Origin of the sequence: Phytoactinopolyspora halotolerans (genome assembly GCF_010550675.1) — a bacterium.
Taxonomy (GTDB): Bacteria; Actinomycetota; Actinomycetes; order Jiangellales; family Jiangellaceae; genus Phytoactinopolyspora; species Phytoactinopolyspora halotolerans.
This window is the reverse complement of record NZ_JAAGOA010000024.1, coordinates 52,622-71,789: the sequence shown is the minus strand read 5'-3', so window position 1 is coordinate 71,789 and position 19,168 is coordinate 52,622. Positions and strand designations below refer to the sequence as shown.

Annotated in this window: 14 protein-coding genes; 2 read left to right on the top strand and 12 right to left on the bottom strand. The window is 69.5% G+C overall.

The genetic code is table 11. The annotated features are described in order from the left end of the window. Positions 1–216 precede the first annotated feature (216 nt). A complete protein-coding gene (locus tag G1H10_RS26085; RefSeq protein WP_163743487.1) occupies positions 217–1,200 on the top strand; it encodes an ATP-binding cassette domain-containing protein in 984 nt (327 codons plus the stop codon). Beyond that, positions 1,197–2,036, top strand: a complete 840-nt coding sequence (locus G1H10_RS26080) for an ABC transporter permease (RefSeq protein ID WP_163743485.1) — start codon at positions 1,197–1,199, stop codon at positions 2,034–2,036. Before G1H10_RS26085 ends, G1H10_RS26080 begins: the two co-directional genes overlap by 4 nt. On the opposite strand, the gene G1H10_RS26075 is transcribed toward G1H10_RS26080, so the two are convergent. From G1H10_RS26075 to G1H10_RS26020, 12 genes are all read right to left on the bottom strand, one after another. After that, entirely contained in the window at positions 2,020–5,457 is a 3,438-nt protein-coding gene (locus tag G1H10_RS26075) for an AfsR/SARP family transcriptional regulator (protein WP_163743484.1), read from the bottom strand. The genes G1H10_RS26080 and G1H10_RS26075 overlap by 17 nt on opposite strands. A 63-nt stretch (positions 5,458–5,520) precedes the next feature. Beyond that, entirely contained in the window at positions 5,521–9,282 is a 3,762-nt protein-coding gene (gene smc / locus G1H10_RS26070; RefSeq protein WP_163743482.1) for a chromosome segregation protein SMC, read from the bottom strand. 375 nt (positions 9,283–9,657) lie between these two features. Further along, a complete protein-coding gene (locus tag G1H10_RS26065) occupies positions 9,658–9,861 on the bottom strand; it encodes a hypothetical protein (RefSeq protein ID WP_163743480.1) in 204 nt (67 codons plus the stop codon). Positions 9,862–10,077: 216 nt separating this feature from the next. After that, positions 10,078–11,034 (bottom strand): bifunctional DNA-formamidopyrimidine glycosylase/DNA-(apurinic or apyrimidinic site) lyase, encoded by a 957-nt coding sequence (gene mutM / locus G1H10_RS26060; protein WP_163743477.1) that lies wholly within the window; start codon positions 11,032–11,034, stop codon positions 10,078–10,080. Next, positions 11,027–11,890, bottom strand: coding sequence for a ribonuclease III (gene rnc / locus G1H10_RS26055; protein ID WP_163743475.1), 864 nt, complete (start codon positions 11,888–11,890; stop codon positions 11,027–11,029). The genes mutM and rnc overlap by 8 nt, the downstream gene beginning before the upstream one ends. Positions 11,891–11,903: 13 nt before the next feature. Beyond that, positions 11,904–12,107: a 50S ribosomal protein L32 gene (gene rpmF / locus G1H10_RS26050; protein WP_163743473.1), complete on the bottom strand. Its 204-nt coding sequence runs from the start codon at positions 12,105–12,107 to the stop codon at positions 11,904–11,906. Positions 12,108–12,109: 2 nt separating this feature from the next. Continuing rightward, on the bottom strand, positions 12,110–12,700 hold the full coding sequence (locus tag G1H10_RS34780) for a YceD family protein (protein ID WP_163743576.1): 591 nt from the start codon (positions 12,698–12,700) through the stop codon (positions 12,110–12,112). A gap of 97 nt (positions 12,701–12,797) precedes the next feature. After that, positions 12,798–13,361 carry a F0F1 ATP synthase subunit B family protein gene (locus tag G1H10_RS26040; protein ID WP_163743471.1) on the bottom strand — a complete coding sequence of 188 codons (564 nt, stop codon included), beginning with the start codon at positions 13,359–13,361 and terminating at the stop codon, positions 12,798–12,800. Between the two features lie 87 nt (positions 13,362–13,448). Beyond that, entirely contained in the window at positions 13,449–13,943 is a 495-nt protein-coding gene (gene coaD, locus G1H10_RS26035; protein ID WP_163743574.1) for a pantetheine-phosphate adenylyltransferase, read from the bottom strand. 130 nt (positions 13,944–14,073) lie between these two features. After that, a complete protein-coding gene (locus tag G1H10_RS26030) occupies positions 14,074–14,760 on the bottom strand; it encodes an RsmD family RNA methyltransferase (RefSeq protein ID WP_163743470.1) in 687 nt (228 codons plus the stop codon). A gap of 78 nt (positions 14,761–14,838) precedes the next feature. Next, positions 14,839–17,100, bottom strand: a complete 2,262-nt coding sequence (recG, locus tag G1H10_RS26025) for an ATP-dependent DNA helicase RecG (RefSeq protein WP_163743468.1) — start codon at positions 17,098–17,100, stop codon at positions 14,839–14,841. Between the two features lie 314 nt (positions 17,101–17,414). Continuing rightward, entirely contained in the window at positions 17,415–19,142 is a 1,728-nt protein-coding gene (locus G1H10_RS26020) for a DAK2 domain-containing protein (RefSeq protein ID WP_163743467.1), read from the bottom strand. Positions 19,143–19,168: the final 26 nt, after the last annotated feature.

The following is a 19,168-nucleotide window of genomic DNA, read 5'->3' as shown; positions in this document are numbered from 1 at the left end:
TTACGCACGGTGCTGCGCCGGCCCCGGCGTGTCGCGTGTTCTCTGCGCCGTCTCTGCGCGATCTCGACGCGAACTCTGCGCATGTGCGCACCGTGTCAGCGCGGTGTGCGCCGTGTCAGCGCAGTGTGCGGAATGTGTCAGTGCCGCCACGCAAGATGGCATCGTCACCCGGGCTCAGCGCCGAGCCCACGTTCACGCCAGAGGAGGACCACCGAGATGTCCACTGCATCCGACATCGCCATCCAGGCCGAAGGCCTGGTGAAGCGTTTCGGGGAGACGACCGCGCTCGCCGGGGTCGACCTCCAGATACCCACCGGCACGGTGCTTGGCGTCCTCGGGCCGAACGGTGCGGGCAAGACCACCGCCGTACGTGTGCTGAGCACGCTCTTGAAACCGGACGCCGGCCGCGCCACGGTCGGCGGCTATGACGTCGTCCGGCACGCCCACCAGGTCCGCCAGCTGATCGGCTTGACCGGTCAGTACGCGGCGGTCGACGAGAGCCTCACCGGGACGGAGAATCTGCTGCTCATCGGCCGGCTGCTGGGAATGCAGCGCGCCGAGGCCCGGCAGCGCGCCAAGGAACTGCTCGCGGATTTCGACCTGACCGATGCGGCCGGACGCGCGGCCGGGACCTACTCCGGCGGCATGCGCCGCCGGCTGGATCTGGCCGCCAGTCTGGTCGGACGCCCGCGCATGCTCTATCTCGACGAGCCGACCACCGGACTCGATCCGCGCGCCCGCAACGAGCTGTGGGGCGTGATCCGTTCCCTGGTCTCCCGCGGTGTCACCGTGCTGCTGACCACCCAGTACCTGGAGGAGGCCGACGAACTGGCCGACACGATCGTCGTGATCGATCACGGCAAGATCATCGCCTCCGGAACACCGGACGAGCTGAAGACGATGACCGGTACCCGGACGCTGGCCGTGCAACCGCAGGACCCGATTCACCTGTCCCAGGTCACCTCGACCGTGCGCGAACTGACCGGCAACGAGCCCGAGGTGGACAACACCCTCGTGACGGCCGCCGTGGCGGACCCCGCAGTGCTGCCGGCCGTGGTGCGTCGTCTGGACGACGCCGGCGTGGTCGTCACCGAGCTCACGCTGCGCAGCTCCAGCCTGGACGAGGTCTTCCTGTCCCTGACCGGCGGCCCCGCCGGCAATGACAACGACACCACCAGCACCGAGAGGATTCCGGCATGACAACCGCCACCACGAGCGTTCCCGCCACCGGCGAACGGAGCACTCCCGCGGGCGATGATGTCAGCCCGAGGGTCAGCACCGTCGACGGCATCCGGCAGAGCTTCACCCTGGCCTGGCGCACGGTTGTCCAGGTCAGACACAATCCCTGGGAGCTCGGCGACTTCAGCATCCAGCCGATCATGTTCGTGTTGCTGTTCACGTTCATGTTCGGCGGCGCCATCGCCGGTGACTGGCAGGACTATCTGACCTTCATGCTGCCCGGGATGATCGTGATGAACATGCTCTTCGTCACGCTCTACGTGGGCCAGGGGCTCAACACCGACCTGACCAAAGGGGTGTTCGACCGGCTGCGGTCGCTGCCGATCGCACGCTGGGCTCCGCTGGCCGGACGCATCCTGGCCGACCAGGTCAAGCAGATCTGGTCGATCCTCCTGGTGCTCGCGGTCGGCATGGTGCTGGGGTTCCGTCCGGACAACGGCGTACTCGGCGTGCTGGGCGCCGTCGCGCTACTGCTGACGTTCGCGCTGGCGTTCTCCTGGACGAGCGTCGTCGTCGGGATCCTGGCCCGCGATCCGGAACGGGTGCAGATCTACGGCATGACGATCCTGTTCCCGCTGACGTTCGTCAGCAACGTCTTCGTGCCGGTGGATACGCTTCCCAGCTGGCTCGAGCCCGTCGTGGACGCGAACCCGGTCTCGACGATCGCCGACGCAGTGCGGGGACTGCTCCTCACCGGGGCCGAGACGGGACCGATCCTGCAGACGCTGATCGGAGCCGCGGTCATCCTCGCGATCTTCGCGCCACTCTCCGTCTGGGCGTTCAAGCGGAAGCTCTGACCGCACCTGCGAGCGGGTACGTGCGCAACAGGTCCAGGGCGGCGTCGCTATCCAGCGCGGCGCCGCCCGCATACTCGTGCTCGAACACCTCGTCTCCCAGCGCTTCCCGGGCCTGGCTCTCGGCCGCGGCCCGTTCGGCGTTGGGTGAGTAATCCGGCAGGTCATCGATGGCACCGAGCAGGGCCGCGACACCGAGCAGTTTCGCCGCCTGCCGGTGCCGGCCGCGGGCCTGTTCCAGGGACGCCACCGCCTCCGCCGCCTTCGCCGCGGTCGGGAGCTCCGCAATGGTGACCTTGCCGCGCGCGGTCGCGCGTCGCAAAGCGAACTCGACCACCTCATCCAGGAACGTGACGGCGGTCTCGAGCGCTCCGGCCGCGATCTCGACCCGGGCGCAATCGATGGCGATTTGCGATTCCGGATCGCCCATACCGCCGGCGAGAGACCGCGCCTCGCCCAGGAACTCCCGGGCACCGTCCAGATCGCCTTCCCGGTACGCCAGCCACCCCTGCCCGTGCGCCACGATGACCTGCGCGGAGGGCAGGCCATAACGATGCGCGTCGGAGCGCGCCTGTTCGAGCAGACGACGCGCCGCCGCAAAGTCGCCCTGGTCGACCTTGACCAGGCCGAGTTCCGCGCCCACCACGGGGAGGTCCTCCAGCGTCCCTAACTCCTCGGTGTATGCCAGGGCTTCCTCCAAGGACTCGGTCGCCTCCTCGAAGGCTCCCCGCTCGCGGGCGAACGTCGCCCGCATGCGTAGCACAAACGCCATGCCCATCCGGTCGCCGATCGACCGGAACTCAGCCAACGCCGCGGCGAGGTCGTCGTCCCTGGTCCGCACATCACTGACGGCGCTCGCCATGAACATCCCCGCCATGTCACCGATGCCGCGCAGCCACGGGTCGTCGCTCCGCCTGGCCGGATCCAGCCGGTGCCGGACCTCGGGCCGTCCGTCGAACATGGCGAACCACAGCGTCTCGACGAACGCGGGCACCGTCGATGCGTCGCTGTGGATCCGACGGCTCGTCCATCGCGCCCGGCCGAGGCTGCGGGCCAGCCCTGTCATGCCCTGATCGGTATAGCAGCTCAGCGCGTCGAAGACATACGCCCACGCCCGCTGCTCCGGGGGGTTCGGCCCGGGCACCGCCAAGGCTTCCTGCAGCCAGCTTCCGCCCTCACGAGTGGTCCCCCGCAACAGCCAGTAGTAGCCCAACACGGCGACCATGCGTATCGCCAGGTCGGCGTCGGAGTGCTGGATCGCCCACCGCAGCGCGGTGAGCAGGTTGTCATAGTCGGCCGTCAGCGTGGCCATCCACTCCACCTGCTCGGCTCGCCGCAGGTAGGGCTCGGCGCGTTCGAGCAGATCGCGGAAGTAGCGAGCGTGTGCTCCGCCCACCGTGTCCGACTCGTCGGCGGCGGCCAGCTGTTCTCCCCCGTACGCCCGCACGGTCTCCAGCAGCCGATAACGCACCTCGCCGCCGGAGCCGCACGAGACCGCTTCCACCAGGGACTTTCCGACCAGCGCCGCGAGGGTGTCCAAGACGTCCGCGGCCGCGAGCCCCGCACCTGCACAGACGCTCTCGACCGCGTCCAACGAGGCACCACCGGAGAAGACCGACAGCCGTCGGAGCAGGATCCGCTCCGGCACGTCGAGCAGATCCCAGCTCCATTCGACGACGGCCCGCAGCGTCTGGTGCCGCCCGAGCGCGGTCCGGCCACCATTGGTCAACAACCGGAACCGATCGTCCAGGCGAGCGGCGATCTGCTCCGGTGCCAGCACCCGCACCCGGGCGGCGGCCAGTTCGATCGCCAGCGGCATCCCATCCAGCCGTCGGCAGATCTCCAACACGGCGGGGGCGGTATCCTCATCGATCCGGAATCCCGGCCGCACGGCGGCCGCACGCTCGGCGAAGAGCCGAATCGCCCCATACGCATACGCATCGTCCGCGCTCACGTGCTGATCGGCGTCGGGCAGGCCGAGCGGGCCCACAGAGTACAACTGCTCACCGGCGACGTCCAAGGGTTCCCGGCTGGTGCACACCACCCGGAGCCGGGGGCACGCGGCCAGCAGCGTGTCGGCCAGCACGGCCACCGCCTCGACCAGATGCTCGCAGTTGTCGAGCACCAGGACGACGTCCTTGTCCGCGAGCACGTCGACCAACCGCCGGCTCGCTTCGTACGCCCTGGGCAATCGCTCCTGGATGGTCTCGATCCGGCCGGAGGCATACTCACCTAAGCCGAGCGCGGTCAGGACCGCGGGCGCGACGTCGAGGGCGTCGCCCACCGCCGCGAGTTCCACGAACCAGACCCCGTCGGTGCCCACCTTGACACCTGCCGCCTCCGGCGACGGGTACGTAGCGCCGTCCGTCAGCCGTCGGGCCAGCTCGATCGCCAGCCGGGTCTTGCCCGCACCACCGGGGCCGTGCAGAGTTGCCAAGCGCACGTCGGTCACCATCTCGGCGAGTGACTCGACCTCGTCCTCCCGGCCGACGAAACTGGTCAGCCGCGACGGCACCCGCCGGCGGGCCGGCTCGCCCGACCCATCCGACGCATCGGCCGACGGCGAGGCCGGTGCCGTCTGCGGCCCGACGGCGGCCAGCTCACCGCGCAACGCGGCCAGGTGGATCTCCCGAAGCTCCGGCGACGGGTCGAGCCCCAACTCGTCCGCGAGCCGCCGACGGGTCCGCTCGTACACGGCCACCGCATCCGCCTGCCGCCCCACACCGGCGAGCGCCCGGATCAACAACCCGCTGACCCGCTCCCGCAACGGATGGTCGGCGGCCACGGCTTCCAGCTCGGTGACCGCCTCGGCGTACCGGCCCAGGAGCAGCGCCGCCTCGTTCCGATCTTCGACCGCGGCCAACCGCAACTCTTCCCACCGGGCCGCGGGCCCGGCGGCGAACGTCGCCCCGGGCAGATCGGCCAGGACTTGGCCCCGCCACAGTCCACAGGCGTCGGCGAGGAGTTTGTAGGCATGATCGACGTCGCCGTCCCGCAACGACTCCCGGCCCTGCCGCGCGCGCTGTTCGAACACCTGCGCATCGACGTGCGATGCGTCGACGTTGAGCATGTATCCCGCAGGCCGGGACTCGATCGTCAACGGTATTCCGGCGCCGGCCGACGTCGATGCCAGCCGCTCCGGGCCGGCGATGTCGCCGACATCGCCGATGTGGCCGGCATCGCCGGTGTCTTCAGCCGCGTGCAGCGCGCGCCGCACCCTCGACACCACGGACTGCAGCGAGTTCGCCACCCCGGACGGCGGGTCGTCGCCCCACAGGGCCTCCACCAGGGCGTCGACCGGGACCGTCCGCCCAGGCTCCAGCGCCAGCCGTGCGAGGAGCGCGCGCGTGCGTCCCGCGCCGATCTCGATCGGCCGCCCGTCCGCAGTCCATACCTGCAGCGGTCCAAGGATCCCAACACGCACCCTTCCAGCTTTGCACGTCCCGGCTCATTGCACACATGGGCGTGCTGGGGTCTGTATCAGCTCTCAGGCCGGCTCTGACTCACGGATGCGCTGGCTGATGACGGCAGTGACGCCGTCGCCGCGCATGGACACCCCGTACAACGCGTCGGCGATCTCCATCGTCCGCTTCTGGTGGGTGATCACCAGCAACTGGCTGCGCTCCCGTAGCTCCTCGTAGAGGCCCAGCAGCCGCCCCAGGTTGGTGTCGTCGAGCGCCGCCTCCACCTCATCGAGGATGTAGAACGGGCTGGGACGTGCCTTGAACAGCGCCACCAGGAACGCGACCGCTACCAGCGACCGCTCTCCCCCGGAGAGCAGGGACAGCCGCTTGACCTTCTTGCCCGGCGGGCGCGCCTCGACGTCGATGCCGGTGGTGAGCATGTCATCCGGGTCGGTGAGCACCAGTCTGCCCTCGCCACCCGGGAAGAGGCGGGAGAAGACATGGTCGAACTCACGGGCGGTGTCCTCGAACGCGCTGGTGAAGACCTCCTGGACCCGGTTGTCGACCTCCTTGACGATGTCCAGCAGGTCTTTCCGGGTGCGCTTGAGATCCTCCAGCTGCTCGGCGAGGAACGAGTGCCGCTCCTCGAGCGCTGTGTACTCCTCCAGCGCGAGCGGGTTCACCTTGCCCAGCTTGGTCAGTTCCCGCTCGGCCTTGCGTAGCCGTTTCTCCTGCTCGTCCCGGACATACGGCACGTAGTCCTGCGGCTCCTCGGTGGTGTCCGGCGCCGGCGCGGGCGTCCCCGACGACGGCGCCACCGTGCGGTCCTGGTCGGTGCGGTCCTGGTCGGTGTTGCCCTGGTCGGCGTTGCCCCGGTCGGCGTCGGCGCGGTCACCGTGGTTCTGGTCACTGCCGACCTGAGAGCCGCCGTCGTTCTCGCCCGTCCGTGCCGCGGCCTGCCGTCTGGCCGCCTCCTTGATGGTCTGCGGAGGCGCGAAGACGGGCACCATCAGGTGCGGCCCGTACTCGTCGACCAGGACATCCGGTTCCACACCGAGCTCCTCCAGCGCCTTCGTCTCCAGCGCCTCCACCCGCATACGGTGCTCCGCGCGGGCCAGCTCGTCCCGGTGGACCGTGGACGTCACCTCTTCCAGTTCGGTGGCGACGGCGCGGGTGCGCTCGCGCTCGGCGGCCAACGCCGCCTCGCGTTCGGCCCGTGCCTGCTCGGCGGCGGCGCGCTCGGCCTCGGCCACCTCCAGCGACTGCTCGACCCGGTGCAGCAGCACGGTCGCACCGCGCTCCACGACCTGGGCGATCTCCGCCTGCCGGGCACGCGCCTGGGCGAGCACGGCCGCCCGCTCGCGGTTCTTCCGTTCCTCCCGGGCGGCACGCTCCAGACTCTCCGCCCGGCCTGCGAGCGCCCGGGCCCGTTCCTCGCTGGTACGCAGCGAGAGCCGCGCCTCGGTCTCCCGCTGGTGCGCCTGCCGGACCAGGTCGGCCAGGCGGTCCCGCTCCTGCGTCGACGGCTCGTCGTCCTCGTCGGAGCTCTCCTCGGCCGCAGCCAGCCGCTCTTCCAGCTCGGCCAACGCCGCGAGGTCGCGGTCCCGGGCCTGTTCCGCCTCGGCGACGGCGTTCTCCAGGCGCTCGGCCTCCTGGTGCGCGCTCCGGCTGGCCTCGCCCAGCCGCCCCAGTTGCTCGGCCACGGCGGACAACTCCGCGTCGGACTCGTGCAACTTGCTCAACGCCGCCGCTTCCGCCGCGGCCGCCTCGTCCCGTCGTTGCTTGGCTTCGGCGAGTTCCCGTCCCAGCCGTTCGGCCCGCGAGGTCACCTCAGCCAGCTGGTCCGCCGCCTCGTCGACGGCGGCTTGGACCTCCAGCAGGCTTGGCGCGCTGCTCGAGCCGCCGTAGGCCCGGCCGCTACCGAGCAGATCTCCGTCCCGGGTCACAGCGCACAGGTGCGGGTACTCGGCGACCAAGGCGCGGGCGGACGCGAGGTCCTGCACCGCGACCATCCCGCGCAGCAGGCCGGCCAACGCCGGACGCAACTCCGTGGGCGCCGTTACCAGTTCCACCACGTACCGCATGCCGGACGGCAGCGACATCCAGCTTCCAGGGTCCTCGTCGGGTGCCTCACCGACCAGGAAACCGGCCCGGCCGAGATCCTCGTCGTGGAGCATGCGCAGGGCCGACACAGCGCCGTCCACGGACTCCACCGCCACCGCGTCGGACGCGGAGCCCAGCGCCGTCGCGACCGTCGCTTCCCAGCCCGGTTCGATCGTCAGCAGCGCAGCGACCGATCCCAGCACGCCGGAGAGCCGGTCCGACGCCGCCAACAGCGCAGCCGTCCCGTCCTTGCGGGTCAGCCCCATCTCCAGGGCTTCTTTGCGGGCGGCCAGAGTCGCTCGCTCCCGCTCGGCCGCGTGCACATGCTCCTGCAGGGCGGCCAGTGCTTGCTCGGCTTCGGACAGTTCTGCCGCCGCCCGCTCATGCGCCGCGTCGAGACCTTCCTCGCCTACGGACAGACCGGCGATGGTGGTCTCCAGGCTGGTGAACTCATGCTCCGCCTGGCTGGCGCGGGTCAGCGCCTCCTCCCGCGCCTCGGTCAGCCGGGTCAGTTCCGCCTCTGCCGCGGCCGCCTGCCGGCGCAGCCCTTCGACCTGACCGGAGAGCCGGGCCAGCCCTTCCCGCCGGTCGGCGGCAGCCCGCATCAGGCCGGCGAGCCGCTTCTGTTCGGCCTCTGACGCCTCCTCGGCCTCGCCGCGTTCCGCGATGGCGGTGTCCAGCGCGTCGCGGGCCTGTTCGACCAGCTCCGCGAGTTCGACCTCCTGCTCCCGGACCGCGGCCGCCTCTTCCTCCAGTTCCTCGGGATCACGTCCGGTGGGCCGGGCGTCTTCGGTAGTGGCCAGATGCCGCGAGCGCTCCGCCGCGAGCGACACCGTCCCGCGGACGCGCTCGCGCAGCCCGGACAGCTGATACCAGGCATCCTGCGCCCGGCTCAGCACCGGCGCCGACTCCTTGACCTCGGCGTCCAATCGCGCCTCCGCGGCACGAGCCTGTTCCAGGGCCTGCGTCAATTCGCTCTGCCGCGCCTTCAGCGCAGCCTCGTCGGCGACCTCCTGCTCGAGGTTCGCCCGGGCCTGCACCAGATCGTCGGCGAGCAGGCGCAGCCGTGCGTCGCGCAGGTCGGCCTGAATGGTGGCGGCCCGTCGTGCCAGCTCCGCCTGCCGGCCCAGCGGGCCGAGCTGACGCCGCAGCTCGGCCGTGAGGTCCTGCAGCCTGGTCAGATTGCCCTGCATGGCCTCGAGCTTGCGCAGCGCCTTCTCCTTGCGCTTGCGGTGCTTGAGGACTCCGGCCGCTTCCTCCACGAAACCCCGGCGTCCCTCCGGGGTGGCGCCCAGAATGGAGTCGAGCTGGCCCTGTCCCACGATCACGTGCATCTCCCGGCCGATGCCGGAGTCGGACAGGAGTTCCTGGACGTCGAGAAGGCGGCAACTCTGGCCGTTGATGGAGTACTCCGAGCCACCGTTGCGGAACATGGTGCGAGAGATCGTCACTTCGGAATACTCGATCGGCAGCGCGCCGTCGGCGTTGTCGATCGTCAACACCACCTCGGCCCGGCCGAGCGCTGGACGGCCGGCGGTGCCGGCGAAGATGACGTCCTCCATCTTCCCGCCGCGCAGGCTTTTCGCGCCCTGCTCCCCCATGACCCACGCCAGCGCGTCCACGACGTTCGACTTGCCGGAGCCGTTGGGCCCAACCACACATGTGATGCCGGGCTCGAATTGCAGCGTCGTCGAAGACGCGAAGGACTTGAACCCCCGCAACGTCAAGCTCTTCAGATGCAACGGACAACTCTCCTCGCCGCGCCCCCGCACGGGCAGCTTTCGAGTATCACATGGGGAAGCTGCCGCCTCAGACTACCCCTTCTCCGGGGGACGCGGTGTCCAAACGCCCATGATCACCCACGTCGAGCCGCATTCGGCCCCGAGCCAGGCGGCGGGAGCGGACGCCGACGTCTACGCGACGGTGAACAGCGACGGCGACGAACAACGCCGCCGTCGCCCATGACGCGTCGCCGCATCACCACGTCGACCGTGCCGCGCGTGACCTAAGATCGACACACGCGCCCGCGAGCAGCACTCACGGGCGCCCGCACCGAATACCGGGCGAGGAATCCACCCGGCGCAAAAAACAACCTGGCAGCAACGCTGCCAGGTGTGTTAGGTGAGTGCCGGCTGACGTACCGAGGACTCGTCGAGGACCATGGTGTCGTGGTCCATGGCGGCCTGGGCGAGGTCGGCGTTCGCCGCCTGAAGCCGGTCTACCTCAGCCTCGAGGTCGTTGACACGGCGACGGAGCCTCTGTACCTCTGTGACGAGCCGCGGATCCGGACCCCCCACATGTCCCAACAGCGCCTTTGCCATCGCTGATGCCCTCCACAGGCTAAGATCTCAAAAAATGATTCAGGACAGTTGCGACAGCCATTCCACTCTGAGCAAACTCACGGTGGACGCACAGCTCCGCAACAACGTATACCAGCATCTCACCTGGACCCGCCCCTGGTCAAGGCGAGACTAGACACCAGGCGACTCAACTATGTGACATTAAACCCATAGTGCACATATCGGCGCGTACATCTGTCACCAACGGGCCCGCCGCGGTCGAGGCTGGCACCGCGGACACGTATAAGACGAGCGATTCATGAACGGATCACGCCGGATCGCACTGCCGCAGCGCCCACACGGCTCACCTTCCCGGCCGTAGACCTGCAACGAGCGGTCGAAGTACCCGCTCTCGCCGTTGACGTTGACGTACAGGCGGTCGAATGACGTCCCGCCCTCGTTGAGCGCCGCCTTCATCACATCGTGCACCGCCTCCACCAGACGCTGCACCTCGATGGAGCGCAGCGTCTCGGTGGGCCGGGCGTAATGCAGCCGTGCCCGCCACAGCGCCTCGTCGGCGTAGATATTGCCGACGCCGGAGATCAGCGACTGATCCAACAGAGCTCGCTTGATGCCGGTACGGCGCCGACGCAGCGCCCTGATCAGCGCCGTCACGTCGAACTCCGGCTCCAGCGGATCACGTGCGATGTGTCCGATGACGACCGGCACCCCCGCACCGTCCGTCGGGTGGATCGCCAGACCGCCGAACGTGCGCTGGTCCACGAAGCGCAGCTCCGGACCGCCGTCGTCGAACACGAAGCGCACCCGCAGATGTGCGCCGTCCGGGGCCGACGAGGGCTGCAGCAAGAGCTGACCGCTCATCCCCAGGTGTCCGAGGATGGCACGGCCCGCCGACACGTCATCGGTCGGTGCGTGAACGGTGCGCGCGTCGACGGCCCGCGCGTCCCGAGCCTGCTCACGGCCAGGGGCAGCCAGGGCTGTCAGTCGGTCGACGAGTGGCAACCACAAGTACTTCCCGCGCCGCCGAGGCGCATCTATGGCAGCTCCGACCAGGGACGACGCAAAGTCCGCCGGTCCAGCCGCGTGACGGCGGACAGCACGAGGGTGGAGAACGTCGACGCGCGCGATACGACGGCCCGCGACGTGCTCAGCGAGGCCACGCCGGACGACCTCGACTTCCGGGAGTTCAGGCACCGTCGGCCGGCGCGCCGCCCTGGCCACGACCGGCCCGCGCGCCGGGCTTCTCCGAGACGGCGTCGTGTGAGGTGTCTGAGGTGTTCGAGGCCTCGGAGGTATCCGAGGTAACTGAAGCGCCTGAGGTGTCCGACGAATCCGGGGCGTCCGCGACCTCCGGACCGATCTGTTCGTTCAGCGCGCTCCACGCGAGCTCGGCCGCGTTCGCCTCGGCTTCCTTCTTGCTCCGGCCTTGACCCGTTCCGTGCACGGTGCCGGACAGCAAGACCTCAGCCGTGAAGACCTTCTCATGATCAGGCCCCTCCTCGGAGACCTGATACTCCGGCACGCCCAGCGCGTGCCGCGAGGCGAACTCCTGCAGCGACGTCTTCCAGTCCAGACCTGCGCCGAGTGTCGCCGAGACGTCGATCAGATCATCCACCAGGCGGTGCACCAGCGCAGTCGCTTCGTCAATTCCGCAATCCACGTAGACAGCACCGATCAGCGCCTCGACGGTGTCCGCCAGAATGGACGCCTTGTCCCGGCCACCCGTCGCCTCCTCGCCACGGCCGAGCCGGAGGAAATCGCCCAGTCTCAGGCTGCGGCCGACACCGGCCAGGGCACGCATATTGACGACCGCGGCGCGCAGCTTCGCCAGCTGCCCTTCGGAGAGGTCTGGGTGGCGCCGGTACAGAGCATCGGTCACCACCAGTCCGAGCACGGAGTCGCCCAGAAACTCAAGGCGCTCGTTGGTCGGCAGCCCACCATGTTCGTAGGCATACGAACGATGGGTGAGCGCCTGCTCCAGCAGCGCCCCGTCAACCGGCAGGCCAAGACGGGCTTCGAGCTCCGAGAGCTCTTTCGACTCAGCCGTCATTCTGGGGTCCCGATCAGGCGTCGCCCACCTGACGTCCGTTGTACTCCCGGAACAGCGGGGTTCCCTGCGAGTCCTCGACAACGTGCGCCCGGTGCGGCACGACCCACGTCGTGCGACCGTTGACGGTGCGCTTCTGGATCTGCGGCAGCTTGGCCTTCCACTGCGAACGGCGGTGGCGGGTGTTGCTGCGGGACATCTTGCGCTTGGGGACGGCCACGGCTACTTCTCCTCCGTCGGGCCGGCCCCCGAGGAGCCGGACTCGTTCGTTTCGTCGGCGAGCAGCTCGGCCAGAGCCGCCCACCGGGGGTCGGTCATTTCGTGCTGGTGGGAGGGGTCATCCTCCAGCCGAGCCCCACATACGGAGCACAGGCCGGGACAATCCTCCCGGCAGACCGGCGCCAACGGCAATGCCAGCACCACCGCGTCACGCACCGGCTGCTCGAGGTCGATCATGTCGTCGATGACGCGTAGACCGTCCTCGTCGGCCTCACCGTCGTCGGAGTCAGAGTAGGAGTACAACTCCTGGAGCTCAACGAGAACCTCATCCTCGATGGGATCCAAGCACCGTACACACTCGCCGGAGAACGACGCATGCGCCGTCCCGGAGACGAGCACACCCTCCATCACCGCTTCGAGCCGGATTTCCAGCTCGACGTCGGCGCCTTCAGGCACTCCGACCACGCCCTCGATTCCGAGACCGGACGGCGCCGGCACCACACGGGAGACGCGCCGCATCGCTCCAGGGCGACGTCCGAGCTCGCGGATATCGAGCACGAACGGCGCGCGCGGATCGAGGGCGCTCAGGGCTATCAACTCTCGTAAATGTGCGGGCAGACCGATCACGGCCTCGTGGCGAGACCGCACCCAAGAGTACTAGGTATGCCGGGACGGAGCCAACTCGAACAGATCATTCCGTGCGTTGGTCACTCGAGCCGAATGGATCGACGTCGTCCTCGTCCCCCTCCGGCATCGGCTCGGCCTCGTCGCGGTCCGTCGTCGACAGAGCAGAGGCGAGACCGTCGTACGGGTTGGTCTCGTGCAGCTGCTGCCGTCCTTCCCGCACCGTCTCCACGATCCGCTCGGCGACGAGCTCGAGCCGGGCGAGCTTGGCGTCCACATGGTCGTCGAGCGCCGACTTCATCGCCTCGATCTCCAGCCTGGTCTGCTCCAGGGTCCGACCGCGCTCGCGTCGCGCCTCCACCAGCACGGTGTGGTCGCCGACCAGTCGTGCCTGTTCCGCGCGTGCGTCGGCGATGATCTTGGACGCCTTGCCACGCGCCTCGGCGAGGAGCTCCTCACGCTGGGCGATCACGGTGTCCGCGGCTGCCAGGGTCTCCGGCAGCATCTCCCGGACCTGGGTGATCATGGCCAGCACGTCGGTCTTGTTCACGATCGCCGAAGACGACATCGGCATCGTGCGAGCGGAGTCGACCAACTCCGCAAGCTCGTCGAGCTTCTTATGAATCTCCACGACCTTCCCCCTGCTGAGATACAACGCCGCCGAAACCAAGCTGCGGTCCGGCCGTCGCACGCGGCGTCGGCCGGGACAGCTCTCACGTTACCGGCTGTTCGGGTCTGCGTCCTCGAATCGGCGGCGCAGCCGTTCCTCAACCTGCTTGGGCACCAGTCCGCTCACGTCGCCTCCGTAAGAGGCGACCTCCTTGACCAGGCTGGAGGAGAGATACGAGTACTCAGGATTGGTCGCGACGAAGAACGTCTCCAGGCCGCTGAGCCGGTGGTTCATCTGTGCCATCGACAGCTCGTGCTCGAAGTCGGTCATCGCGCGCAGCCCCCTGATGACGACCGAGGCATCGTTCTGCCGGGCGAAGTCCACAAGCAGCCCGCCGAAGCTGGCGATCCGCACATTGGGCAGATGAGCACAGGCGTCCTGGAGAATGTCGATCCGCTCGTCGGGGTCGAACAACCCCTTCTTCGCGACGTTCACCAGCACCGCCACGACCACCTCGTCGAACACGCCGGCCGCCCGCTCGATCACATCCAGGTGTCCGTTGGTGACGGGATCGAACGAGCCCGGGCATACGCAACGACGCACGATACCTCCAGTGGTCACACCGGCACTATCCACCGGCGCCCTGGCCGCGGGCACCGGCTGCGCCGAGCGCCGGTCCAGTGCGGACCGGCCACCGCGGGCGCCTGGCCGGATCTGTGTGTTGTTGTTCCGGCTACATCATTCCGGCCGAGCGACCGTACCAAAGCACGGTCTCCCCATATGCGCGTTCACGCAAACCCGTCAGCCCGTCGGGCCATTCGAACGGCGCGCTACGACGGTCCCGCTCGACCACGACCAAGGCATCCGCGGCAAGCCAGCCGTGTGGGAGAGGCGCCAGCATGCCGGAGAGCGTGTCGGAGTCCATGGCGTACGGCGGATCGACGAGTACCAGGTCATACGGAGCGCCACCAGCCGCGCCCTGTCGTCGCAGGTCGGCAGCGGTCGGTCGTGCGCCGCTGCGGCTCTGTGCCGGCTCATTCGCGGCGGTGCCGTCGCGGTGCCGAGGTACCACTGTGGGGTCGGCGGACAGCCCGTCGGCGACGACCCGCTCCACGGAGTCATGAACCACCGTCGCCCCCGGTAGCCCGACACCGGCGATATTCGCGCGGATGGTCCGGACCGCTCGCGCATCGGACTCGACGAGTGTAATGAGGGCCGCACCACGCGACAGCGCTTCCAAGCCCAAGGCACCGCTCCCGGCAAACAGGTCGAGCACCCGCGCACCAGCAAGCCCGCCGAGGTAAGCCTCCACCGATGAGAACAGGGCCTCCCGCACCCGGTCCGAGGTCGGACGCGTGGATTGTCCGGGCGGAACCTGCAGCCGCCGGCCTCCCGCTACGCCGGCAACGATCCTCGTCACGTCCGCCCCGCCCTTCCGCCCATCATCATCCACGCCTGAGCCGCCCAACGGCGCGTCCAGCGATCGGTGATCACGGCGTCATCCTTTGTCGATGTAGTCTTCATCACGCTCGGCGAGGATCGCGTCGATCGCCGCGGCCAGGTGTGGATGCTCACTGAGTTCCGGATCGGAGTCGACCAGTCTGGCCGCGTCGTCACGAGCCTGCCGGATGACGTCCTCGTCCTTGATGACCTTCAAGAACCTCAGGCTCGACCGCCGCCCCGATTGGCTCGCGCCCAGCACGTCGCCCTCGCGCCGCTGCTCGAGGTCGACCCGGGCCAGCTCGAAGCCGTTCCGCGTCGCCGCCACCGCCTCCAGCCGCTCACGCGCCGGTGACTCCGGCGGAGCGTCGGTGACCAGGAGGCATACACCCGGCAGCTCGCCACGGCCGATCCGGCCACGCAACTGGTGAAGCTGCGAGACACCGAACCGGTCAGCGTCCATGATCACCATCATCGCCGCCGTCGGCACATCCACGCCCACCTCGATCACCGTCGTCGCGATCAGCACATTGGTGGTTCCGGCGGCGAACCGCCGCATGGTGGCCTCCTTGTCCTCCGCGGCGATGCGCCCGTGCAGGATCTCCACCTCGAGTCCGGCCAGCGGGCCCGCGCGCAGCTCCTCGGCCAGCTCCAGCACGGCGATCGGCCGACGCTGGTCGGGCCCGGCACCAGCAGCGGTTCCGGCACCGGCCTCGCCGGCGGCAACGCCAGTGCCGGCGTCATCGCCATCTGCCACGGTCAGCATCGCCGGCTCGTCCTCGTCGCCGATGCGCGGACAGACGATGTACACGCCGCGCCCGGCCTCGGCTTCTTCCCTGGCGCGCTCCCACGTCCGCTGGAGGAAATGCGGCTTCTCCTTGACCGGCACCACGTGGGTGTCCACCTCGGCCCGCCCCGCCGGGACGTCAGGCAGCGTGGAGATCTCCAGGTCGCCGAAGACGGTCATCGCCACCGTCCGCGGGATCGGTGTGGCCGTCATCACCAGCACGTGCGGTCGCGTGCCGTCCCGGCTCTTCGCCGCCAGCGCCGCCCGCTGCTCGACGCCGAACCGGTGCTGCTCGTCGACGACGACGAGGCCGAGGTCGAAGAACTGCACCCGCTCCTCGAGCAGAGCATGTGTACCCACGACGATGCCGGCATCCCCCACACCGATGTCGAGCAGCGCCTCTTTGCGGGCCTTGGCGCCCATCGACCCGGTCACCAGCGCAACCCGCGTACCGATGTCCAGCCCACCGAGCATGCCGCGTTGACCGAGCGGCCCGAGCAGGTCCATCAGGGAGCGATAGTGCTGCTGGGCCAGCACCTCCGTGGGCGCGAGCAGCGCCGCCTGGCCGCCGGCGTCGACGACGGAGAGCATCGCCCTCAACGCCACCACCGTCTTACCGGCGCCGACCTCTCCCTGAAGCAGCCGATGCATCGGGTGTTCCTGGGCCAGGTCCGCCGCGATCGTCTCCCCCACCGCCCGTTGCCCCGCGGTGAGTTCGAACGGAAGCTGTTCGTCCAGCGCCTTCAGCACACCCCCGGGTGTGGCGTGCCGAGGGCGCGCCGGCAGCGCGGCAGTGGACGTCCGGCGCCGGGCCAGTTCGGTCTGCAGCACGAACGCCTCTTCGAAGCGCAATCGCGCCTGTGCCTGCCACACGCGCTGCATGTCCACGGGCCGGTGGATCGCCTGGAACGTCTCGGCCAGCCCGGGCAGGTGCCGCCGGCGCAGCACATCTTCCGGAAGCGGATCCGGCACGTCGCCGAGCTGATCGAGTACCAGATCCACGCATTTCTGAATCCGCCACGACGCGAGGCGGCCGGTCGCCGGGTAGACCGGGATGATCTGCTCGGCGAAGGCCCGGGCGGCTTCCTGGAGGTCTTCGGCATCGTCCGGCGCCATCTGGTACTCCGGGTGCGCGAGTTGGCGCTGACCACGGAACGAGCTCACCTTCCCGGCAAACATCCCGATCCGCTCCGGTTTGAGGTCGCGCATCCGCCAGTCCTGATTGAAGAAGACCAGCTGCAGATCGCTGACGCCGTCGGTAACCACCACCTCGAGGCGGTTGTTCGGCCTGCGCCGCCCGCCGCCGTAACTACGTCCCCGGAACTCGCGCAACTGAGCGGTCTTGACCATGGCGAGCACAGTGACCTGCTCGTCCTCGCGGAGCGCCGCGAGGTCGGTCAGCTCGCCGCGCTCGATGTAGCGCCGTGGGTAGTACCGGACCAGGTCCTCGACCGTGTGCAGGTCCAGCTCCTTCGCCAGCACCTTCGCCGTCTTGTCGCCGACCGCGACATCGAGATCCCAGTGGAGTTCCACGAGTCCTATTCCACCACTCGGTTGGCGGTTCCGCCTCGTCACTCCACTTGTCTGGTCGCTCCTACCCTCGACTCCGGGCGCCCTACCCTCCGCAAGCTCCGGGCAGACGGGACACCCTACGCCTCGGTCGTCACTCGATCCGTCTGGTCGCTCCTACCCTCGACTCCGGGCGCCCTACCCTCCGCAAGCTCCGGGCAGACGGGACACCCTACGCCTCGGTCGTCACTCGATCCGTCTGGTCGCTCCTACCCTCGACTCCGGGCGCCCTACCCTCCGCAAGCTCCGGGCAGACGGGACACCCTACGCCTCGGTCGTCACTCCACCCCGAGGAGCAGCGGGTACCGAGGCTGCCCTCCGTCATAGATGACGGTGTCGGCTTCCAGGTAGGTCTTGCGGACCCAGGCCTGAACGCCGTCGGCGAGCGCCTCCTCAGCGTCCGCGCCGGTCACGACGGTGACCAGTTCTCCGCCTGCCGCCAGCATCCGGCTGACGACCTCGATCGCGACCTCCAGCAGGTCGGACCCGATGACGGCGAAGTCCCCCTCTACCACGCCCAACACGTCACCCGGACGACAGATGCCGGCCATGGTCACAGCTTCCCGCGCCGCGATCGTGACCGCCCCATGCCGGGCATGCGCCGCGGCCGTGGTCATCGCGACGACATCCGCATCGAACGGCCGGCCAGGCTCGTGGACCGCCACGGCGGCCAGACCCTGTACCTGCGCGGCAGTCGGCAAGATCGCCACCCGACGCCCGTCGCCGCGCAGCTCTGCGGCGGCCGCTTCCGCCACTGGGATGGCGTCCCGCTCGTTCGGGAGGATCACCACCTCGGCGGCTCGCACGTCGCCGACGGCCGCGAGGATCTCCGACGTCGACGGCCGGTGCCCGGTCGGTGTGGGCGCCACGACCGCTCCGGCAGAGGCGAACAGCTCGGCCAACCCAGGGCCGGCGGCAAAAGCGACCACCGCGCGCCCGGACAGATCGCTCCCTCCGGCGTCCGAACCTGCCGCCTCCGCCAGGTGATTCACGCTGATCCGATGTGGCCGGCCGACCGCCAGGCCGGCCTCGATCGCGGCACCCGCGTCATCGGCGTGAACATGCACGTTCCACTCGCCGTCACCACCGATAACCACGAGCGAATCCCCGAGCTTGGCCAGTTCCGACCGCAGCGAAGGAATCTCCGCGTCCGGCGCGTCGAGCAAGTACATGACCTCGTAGGCGGGCGAGCGTGCGTCGGTGGTCCGGTCCGCATCCGTCGGCCGGGATACTGCCGGCCCCGGAACATGATGCTCGCCGACGCGGCGCGGCGCAGGCAGCGGACGGCGGCCGGTCAGCACCGTGTCGAACGCGTCGAGCAGTACCGTCAGACCGCGTCCGCCGGCGTCCACCACACCCGCGTGACGCAGCACCTCCAGCTGGTTCGGGGTCTCGGCCAGGGCGGCACGAGCGGAACGAGCAGCCGCGAGTGCGACGCGGGAGAGGCCGGCCAGGGGTCCGGACGGGCCAAGGCGGTCTTCGTGCCGACGCGTGCGCGCCTCCTCACGCGCGCCTGCGTCGTGGTTCTCGCGTTCATCTGAGCGCGCGTCGTTCTGGGACGCGCGAGCGCCGGCCGCGGCAGCACGCGCCACGCTGAGAATGGTCCCTTCGACCGGCTCCTGCACCGCGGCATAGGCGGAATCCGACGCGCGCTCCAGGGCATCCGCCAGCGCCGCACCGTCGGCCAGACTGGTGCCGGGACGGGAAAGCACATCAGCCACACCGCGCAGCATCTGCGCCAGGATGATCCCGGAGTTGCCACGCGCGCCCATCAAGGCTCCGCGCGCCATCGCCTCGGCCACCTCGCGCAGGCCGGTGTCCGGCCCGCATTCGGCGTCCACCGCGGCGCACGCGGCCTCCATCGTCAGGAACAGGTTGGTGCCGGTATCGCCGTCGGGCACCGGGTACACGTTCAGCGCGTCGATCTCCTCACGCGCCGCCGCGAGGCCGTCCAGGCCCGCCCGGCACCAGCGCCGGACGATATCCGCGTCCGCGACCGGCTGCACCCCACGACTCCTTCCGGTTCACCACG

Excerpts from the sequence above, each read along its gene's own strand:
- G1H10_RS26085 (WP_163743487.1), top strand. The coding sequence starts at position 217 with ATGTCCACTGCATCCGACATCGCCATCCAGGCCGAAGGCCTGGTGAAG.
- G1H10_RS26080 (WP_163743485.1), top strand. The coding sequence starts at position 1,197 with ATGACAACCGCCACCACGAGCGTTCCCGCCACCGGCGAACGGAGCACT.
- G1H10_RS26065 (WP_163743480.1), bottom strand. The coding sequence starts at position 9,861 with ATGGCAAAGGCGCTGTTGGGACATGTGGGGGGTCCGGATCCGCGGCTC.
- rnc (WP_163743475.1), bottom strand. The coding sequence starts at position 11,890 with ATGACGGCTGAGTCGAAAGAGCTCTCGGAGCTCGAAGCCCGTCTTGGC.